We start from the raw sequence: 6,344 nt of genomic DNA, 5'->3' as shown, positions 1-6,344 counted from the left end.
ACGGCGCCGCCGCGGCCGCGCAGGCGCGCGCCCGCCGCACCAAGGTCCTCGCGCGCCGCCGCCGCACCACCGTGCTCCTGTTCGCCGCGTTCTCCCTCGGCGCCGTCGTCGCCGGAGTCGGTGGCGTCGCCTTCCTGTGGGCGCCCGCCGCGCCGGCCCTGCTCCTCAGCGCGTACATCGTCTATCTGCGCGCCCAGGAGCGCCGCCGCTTCGCCTACGTGATGGACCGTCGCCAGGCCGAGATCGCCGCCCAGCGGCTGCGCGAGCGCCAGCCGCGCCGCCGTCAGCCGGCCGCGCAGCGCGCCGCGGCCGAGGACCTGGAGGACGGCCCAGAGGCCGTCGAGCCGGCCACCGACCCCGGGCTCGAGGCGCTCGCCGCCGACCGGCGTGCCCTCGTCGAGCAGACCGACCACGCCGAGTGGGTCGACCAGCAGCGCGAGCGGCAGGCGCGGCCCGGCGCGGGCGACAGCTGGGACCCGGTCCCGGTGCCGCTGCCCACGTACGTCACCGCGCCGGTCGCCCCGCGCGCCGGCGGCGGCATCGACTACGGCGCCCCGGAGACCTGGAGCGCGGCCCGCTCCTCCGCCGCCGAGCAGTCGGCCCCCGAGGAGCAGGAGTACGAGCGCGAGCAGACGGCGGACGACGGGCGCAGCGACGCCCGCCGCGCCGCCTCCGCCCGCCGCTCCCGCGAGCGCGGCCGCACCCCGCTCTTCGATCAGTACGACAACGGCACGGGCGCGGACGGCCGGCCGCGCGCCGCCAACGAGTGATCGGCGACCGTGATCGGCGGGGTCGCTGGCCGTCCGGGCTGACCAGTCCGGGAGCGGATTTCCGAGCACCCCGATCGGGATGCTAGAGTTTCACTCGTTGCAAGGGCCTGTGGCGCAGTCTGGTAGCGCACCTCGTTCGCATCGAGGGGGTCTGGGGTTCAAATCCCCACAGGTCCACCGCAATTGAAGAACCCCGCCGGGAAACCGGCGGGGTTCTTCGCTGTTCCGGGCCGTTGCAGGCCGTCCCGGCCCTCGAGGGGTCGGAACGGGCCGGCTAGAGCGGCTTGGCGAAGCAGCGGCTCAGTTCGTCGAAGCGGTAGTGGCCGAACTTGGCGCACGGCAGGTACCCGCTCGACGTGTAGAGCGCTATCGCCTCAGGCTGCTTGGTGCCCGTCTCCAGCACCATCCGCGTGCGCCCCGCCGCGCGGGCGTCCGCCTCCAGCGCCGCGAGGATCCGGCGGGCCAGGCCCAGGCCGCGCGCCTCCGGCGTCACGTACATGCGCTTCAGCTCGGCGTCGCCGTCCGCGTACGCCTCCTCGTTGGCGTCCTGGGTGCGCCAGCCGCCCGTGGCCAGCGGGGTGCCCTGTGCGTCGTACGCGATCAGGTACAGGCCGCGCGGGGCGTCGAACATCGTCGGGTCCAGGGGTGTGACATCCCCCTCGTCCCCGTAGCGCTCCGCGTACTCGAGCTGCACCCGGTCGTTCAGCGCGATCGCGTCGGGGTGGCCGAAGGAGACGGGGCGCAGGGTGGGCGCCAGGCTGGGCGCGGGCTGGATACTCATACAGGCGATCGTAACTCTATGCGTGTCGATGTGGGGAGGACGTTTCCAGTGTGCCGGTACCGTGGCCGGGTGCTGACTGTGACCACTGTGAATGTGAACGGGCTGCGGGCCGCCTCCAAGAAGGGCTTCGTGGAGTGGCTGGCCGAGACCTCCGCCGACGTCCTGTGCCTCCAGGAGGTGCGGGCCGAGGCGCAGCAGCTCCCCGACGAGGTGCGTGAGCCGGAGGGCTGGCACGTCGTGCACGCCCCGGCCGCCGCGAAGGGCCGGGCCGGTGTCTCCCTCTACACGCGGCGCGCGCCCGAGCGCGTGCAGGTGGGCTTCGGCTCCGCCGAGTTCGACACCAGCGGCCGCTACGTCGAGGTGGACCTGCCCGGTGTCGTCGTGGCCAGCCTCTACCTGCCCTCGGGCGAGGTCGGCACGGACCGTCAGGACGAGAAGATCCGCTTCATGGACGAGTTCCTGACCTACCTCAAGAAGCTCCGCGTCCGCGCCGCCGCCGACGGCCGCGAGGTCGTGGTCTGCGGCGACTGGAACATCGCCCACCGCGAGGCCGACCTCAAGAACTGGAAGAGCAACAAGAAGAACTCGGGCTTCCTCCCCGAGGAGCGCGAGTGGCTCGGCCGCGTCCTGGACGACGCGGACGGCGGCTACGTGGACGTCGTTCGCGCCCTGCACCCCGAGGTCGAGGGGCCGTACTCGTGGTGGTCGTACCGGGGGCGGGCCTTCGACAACGATTCGGGTTGGAGGATCGACCTCGCTGTCGCGACTCCGGGTCTCGCGGGCAAGGCCGTGAAGGCGTACGTCGAGCGGGCGGCGACGCACGCGGAGCGGTGGAGCGACCACGCGCCCGTGACCACGGTGTACGACCTGTAGGTCTTGTAGGACCTGTAGACCCGTAGAGCCTTTGAAACGGCGATCCCCCGACCGGGGCCCCGGTCGGGGGATCGTCAGGTCCTCAAGAACGGACGCTGCGCGGGGTCAGCCGCGGTCCATGCGGTCCCGGGCTTCCTGGGCCTTGTCGCGCGCCTCGTCCATGCCCTGCGAGCCGCGCTCACGCGCCTCGTCCCGGGCCTGCTGCGCGCGCTCGCTCGCCTCGTCCTTGTTGCCGCCCATGGCGTCCTTGGCCTTGTTGGCGAGGTCCTCGGCCTTGTCCTGGAACTGGTCCTTGATGCCCATGCTTGTTCACTCCTGTGGTGGGTGAGGGGATCGGGCTGCGACCAGCCTTGCACGGTGGGACATACCGCGCATTTCGATCACCTCACCCCCGGTTCAGGAGCTCCGGGTCGTCTCGTCGGCGGCGCCGCCCGCGCCCACGAGCCCCTTCGACATCCCGTCGAAGCGCCCGTCGAAGCGCCGCACCTCGCGCTGGCCGACCGCCCCGATGATCCCGGGCAGATAGCCGCGGATGCCCTGCATGCCGCGCAGCCACCACTGCGCGTACACGTGCGAGGAGCGCCGCTCGATGCCCGCCACGATCCGGTCCACGGCCGGGCCCAGCGGGTACGTCTTGTTCGCCGGCCAGGGCAGGCGCCCGCGCAGTTCGCGCATCACGTCGTCCTGGTCCGCGCCGCGCACCATGTCCGTGTCGGTCCAGGACAGGTAGCCGACGCCCACCTTGACGCCCTTGTAGCCGACCTCGGCCCGCAGGCTGTGCGCGTACGCCTCGACGCCCGACTTCGACGCGCAGTACGCGGTCATCATCGGCGCCGGGGTGATCGCGGCGAGGGACGCGATCTGGAGCAGGTAGCCGCGCGACTCCATGAGGACGGGGAGGAAGGCGCGGGCCGTGACCGCCGAGCCGATCAGGTTGACCTCGATCACCCGGCGCCAGGCGTCCGGGTCGGAGTCCACGAACGGGCCGCCGGTCGCGACGCCCGCGTTCGCCACCACGATGTCGACCTTGCCGAACCGCTCCTTCACCTCCTGCGCGACCCGCGCCATCGCCACGTGGTCCGTGACGTCCGCGTGCCACCAGTCGGCGTCCGAGTGCAGCCGGCCCGCGACCTGCTTGAGCTCGTCCGGCTCCAGGCCGACCAGCGCGATCTTGGCGCCGCGCGCCGAGAGCTTGCGGGCGAGCAGCTCGCCCACGCCGCGCGCCGCCCCTGTGACGACCGCGACCTGTCCTTCGAGACTGACCTTGCTCATGCGGCTTGCGCCCCTTCCTCGGACTGCACGTTCTGCTGGGACTGCTGGGACTGCTCGTTCTTCTCGGACCGCTCGGGCTTCAGGTACCGCTCGCCGAGTTCCCGGATCCTCGCCGTGACCGCCTCGGGCGCCTCGACCGGTGTCATGTGGCCGAGCCCGGCCAGCTCGGTCAGGCCCTCGCTCTGCGGCAGCGCGGCCGCGATCCGCCGCGCGTGCACGGCCGGCGTCATCCGGTCGTGGGTGCCCACGAGCACGGCCGTCGGCACGGTCAGCGCCTCGACACCCGCGTCGACCTGGAGCGTCGACAGGACGTGCGACCAGCCGGCGCGCACCCCGCGCGGGCACGCGTGCACGATCCGGGCGCAGACCTCGACCTTGTCGGGCGACGAACCGGGGCCCATCGTGGCGTACTTGAGGACCTTCTTGCCGACCGGGGTGACCGGCCCGAGCGGTGCCTTCGATCCCAGGATCGCCTTGGTCAGGCGGGTCCGCAGCCCGCTCGGCGGGATCGGCACCACCGTCGACTCGGCCACCAGGCGCGAGGCGCCCGTGCTGCACAGCAGGACCGCCGCCGCGTGCTCCCGGACGCCCGGCCGCGCGGCCGCCGCCATGATCGTCATGCCGCCCATGGAGTGCCCGGCGAGCACCGCCTTCTCGCCCGGTGCGAGCGTCGCGGCGAGCACGGCCTCCAGGTCGTCGGCCAGCATGTCCACCGTGTACGGGAGCTGCGCGACGGCGGGGCTGCGGCCGTGTCCGCGCTGGTCGTACGCGATGACCCGGTGGTCGGTGGCGAGGGCCCGGATCTGCGCGGCCCAGAAGGCCGTCGAGCAGGTCCAGCCGTGGGCCAGGACCACGGCGGGTGCTCCCTCGGGCCCGTGCACCTCCGCGTGCAGCCGCGCGCCGTCCGCCGAGACGACGGTCAGTTCGCGGGCGGCGGGCGGCGGTGCGTAGGGCCCGGACGTGACGTGCGTGAGCCGGCTCATGCGGCCTCCACCTTCTTCTTCGTACGGGCGGTCTTGGCGGGTGCGGACTTCTTCGCGGCGCTCGCGGCGCTCTCGGCGGGGGCTGCGGGGGCGGGGCGCACGACCTCGTACTCGCCGACGTCCACGTGGCGCGTGGCCTGCCGGAACTCGGTCGTGGTGCCGGGCCACACCGTGGTGTTGACGCCGTTCGCGTCCAGGTACCAGCTGTCGCAGCCGCCCGTGTTCCACACGGTGCGCTTCATGCGGTCCTGCACGCGGTTGTTCCAGCCGGTCACGGCGCTCTCGCGCGGGGTGAGGGCGACGCGGCCGCCGAGGACGTGCAACTTCCGCATGTAGTCGGCGAGATAGTTCAGCTGGGACTCGATCATGAGGATCATCGAGGAGTTCCCGAGCCCGGTGTTCGGGCCGATGACCGTCATGAAGTTGGGGAAGCCGGCGGCGGTCGCGCCGCGCAGCGCCTTCATGCCGTTCTTCCAGGACTGCATGAGGGTGTCGCCGTCGGCGCCGACGATCCGGTCCGCGATCGGCATGTCGGTGACGTGGAAGCCGGTGCCGAAGACGATCGCGTCGACCTCGGCCTCGCTGCCGTCGGCGGCCACGAGCGTGTTCCCGCGGACCTCCTTCAAGCCGGAGGCGACGACGTCGACGTTCGGCTGCGCGAGCGCCGGATAGTACGTGTTCGACAGCAGGATCCGCTTGCAGCCGATGCGGTAGTCGGGGGTCAGCTTGGCGCGCAGCGCCGGGTCCTTGACCGCCCGGTGCATGTTCGCCCTGGCGATCCGCTCGACCAGGCCCAGCTCCTCGGGCCGCTTGGTGAACGCCTGGACCTGGAGCTCGCGGATGCCCCACAGGATGCCGCGCCGCGCCTGCGTCGTGAACGGCAGCTGCCGGTGCAGCCAGCGCTCGGCCCTGGTGATGTTCCGGTCGGCGCGCGGCATCACCCACGGGGGTGTGCGCTGGAAGAGGGTGAGCCTGCCGACCTGCTTCTGGACGGCCGGCACGATCTGGATGGCGGAGGCGCCGGTGCCGATCACGGCGACGCGCTTGCCGCGCAGGTCGTAGTCGTGGTCCCAGCGGGCCGAGTGGAAGACCTTGCCCTCGAAGGTGTCGAGCCCCGGGATGTCCGGCACCTTCGGGTCGGACAGCGGTCCGGTGGCGGAGACGACGACGTCGGCGGTGAGGGTGCCACGGGTGGTCTCGACGACCCACCACAGCTTCTCCGCGTCCCAGCGGGCCTGCTTCACCTCGCTGTCGAAGCGGATGTGCGGCCGGATCCGGAAGACGTCGGCGACGTGCTCCAGGTATTCGTGGATCTTCTCCTGCCCGGAGAAGGTGCGCGGCCAGTCCGGGTTCGGCGCGAAGGAGAACGAGTACAGGTGTGAGGGCACGTCGCAGGCGCACCCCGGGTAGCTGTTGTCGCGCCAGGTGCCGCCGACGGCGCTCGCGCGCTCCAGGACGACGAAGTCGGTGATGCCCTCGCGCCGCAGCCGGACCGCCGCTCCGAGGCCGCCGAAACCGGACCCGATCACCGCCACCCGTACGTGCTCGTGTTCCTGCTCGGCTTCCTGCTCGGCCATCCCGGCGCCTCCCGTGCCGCGCGACTCTGCCAGTGAACACTGGCGCAATGGGAGACTAGAGCAGCTCCGTACTCATGGGTAGGGGTCG

6 protein-coding genes, 1 tRNA gene and 1 pseudogene are annotated in these 6,344 nt (G+C 72.3%); 3 read left to right on the top strand and 5 right to left on the bottom strand.

Annotation, left to right across the window (positions count from 1 at the left end; all coding sequences use genetic code 11):
* Positions 1 to 770 (top strand): annotated as a pseudogene (locus tag ACFW9D_RS07145) (hypothetical protein); the annotation flags it as partial.
* Between the two features lie 103 nt (positions 771 to 873).
* Positions 874 to 947: transfer RNA gene (locus ACFW9D_RS07140), tRNA-Ala, on the top strand.
* 97 nt (positions 948 to 1,044) lie between these two features.
* Here ACFW9D_RS07140 and ACFW9D_RS07135 read toward each other — a convergent pair.
* Entirely contained in the window at positions 1,045 to 1,551 is a 507-nt protein-coding gene (locus tag ACFW9D_RS07135; protein WP_384618841.1) for a GNAT family N-acetyltransferase, read from the bottom strand.
* An 18-nt stretch (positions 1,552 to 1,569) separates the two neighbouring features.
* Between ACFW9D_RS07135 and ACFW9D_RS07130 the strand changes: the two genes are divergently transcribed.
* Positions 1,570 to 2,424 (top strand): exodeoxyribonuclease III, encoded by an 855-nt coding sequence (locus tag ACFW9D_RS07130; RefSeq protein ID WP_384618838.1) that lies wholly within the window; start codon positions 1,570 to 1,572, stop codon positions 2,422 to 2,424.
* A 105-nt stretch (positions 2,425 to 2,529) separates the two neighbouring features.
* On the opposite strand, the gene ACFW9D_RS07125 is transcribed toward ACFW9D_RS07130, so the two are convergent.
* The 4 genes from ACFW9D_RS07125 to ACFW9D_RS07110 form a co-directional block, all read right to left on the bottom strand.
* Positions 2,530 to 2,727: a hypothetical protein gene (locus tag ACFW9D_RS07125; RefSeq protein ID WP_188338412.1), complete on the bottom strand. Its 198-nt coding sequence runs from the start codon at positions 2,725 to 2,727 to the stop codon at positions 2,530 to 2,532.
* A 93-nt stretch (positions 2,728 to 2,820) separates the two neighbouring features.
* Positions 2,821 to 3,696: an SDR family oxidoreductase gene (locus ACFW9D_RS07120; RefSeq protein WP_188338413.1), complete on the bottom strand. Its 876-nt coding sequence runs from the start codon at positions 3,694 to 3,696 to the stop codon at positions 2,821 to 2,823.
* Positions 3,693 to 4,679 carry an alpha/beta fold hydrolase gene (locus ACFW9D_RS07115; RefSeq protein ID WP_384618834.1) on the bottom strand — a complete coding sequence of 329 codons (987 nt, stop codon included), beginning with the start codon at positions 4,677 to 4,679 and terminating at the stop codon, positions 3,693 to 3,695. Before ACFW9D_RS07115 ends, ACFW9D_RS07120 begins: the two co-directional genes overlap by 4 nt.
* Positions 4,676 to 6,256, bottom strand: coding sequence for a flavin-containing monooxygenase (locus ACFW9D_RS07110; protein WP_384618831.1), 1,581 nt, complete (start codon positions 6,254 to 6,256; stop codon positions 4,676 to 4,678). The genes ACFW9D_RS07115 and ACFW9D_RS07110 overlap by 4 nt, the downstream gene beginning before the upstream one ends.
* Positions 6,257 to 6,344: the final 88 nt, after the last annotated feature.

Origin of the sequence: Streptomyces sp. NPDC059524, from assembly GCF_042749255.1 — a bacterium.
Lineage (GTDB): Bacteria > Actinomycetota > Actinomycetes > Streptomycetales > Streptomycetaceae > Streptomyces > Streptomyces xanthii.
This window is presented reverse-complemented; position numbering and strand designations above follow the sequence as displayed.

Excerpts from the sequence above, each read along its gene's own strand:
- ACFW9D_RS07130 (WP_384618838.1), top strand. The coding sequence starts at position 1,570 with ATGCGTGTCGATGTGGGGAGGACGTTTCCAGTGTGCCGGTACCGTGGC.
- ACFW9D_RS07125 (WP_188338412.1), bottom strand. The coding sequence starts at position 2,727 with ATGGGCATCAAGGACCAGTTCCAGGACAAGGCCGAGGACCTCGCCAAC.
- ACFW9D_RS07115 (WP_384618834.1), bottom strand. The coding sequence starts at position 4,679 with ATGAGCCGGCTCACGCACGTCACGTCCGGGCCCTACGCACCGCCGCCC.
- ACFW9D_RS07110 (WP_384618831.1), bottom strand. The coding sequence starts at position 6,256 with ATGGCCGAGCAGGAAGCCGAGCAGGAACACGAGCACGTACGGGTGGCG.
- ACFW9D_RS07135 (WP_384618841.1), bottom strand. The coding sequence starts at position 1,551 with ATGAGTATCCAGCCCGCGCCCAGCCTGGCGCCCACCCTGCGCCCCGTC.
- ACFW9D_RS07120 (WP_188338413.1), bottom strand. The coding sequence starts at position 3,696 with ATGAGCAAGGTCAGTCTCGAAGGACAGGTCGCGGTCGTCACAGGGGCG.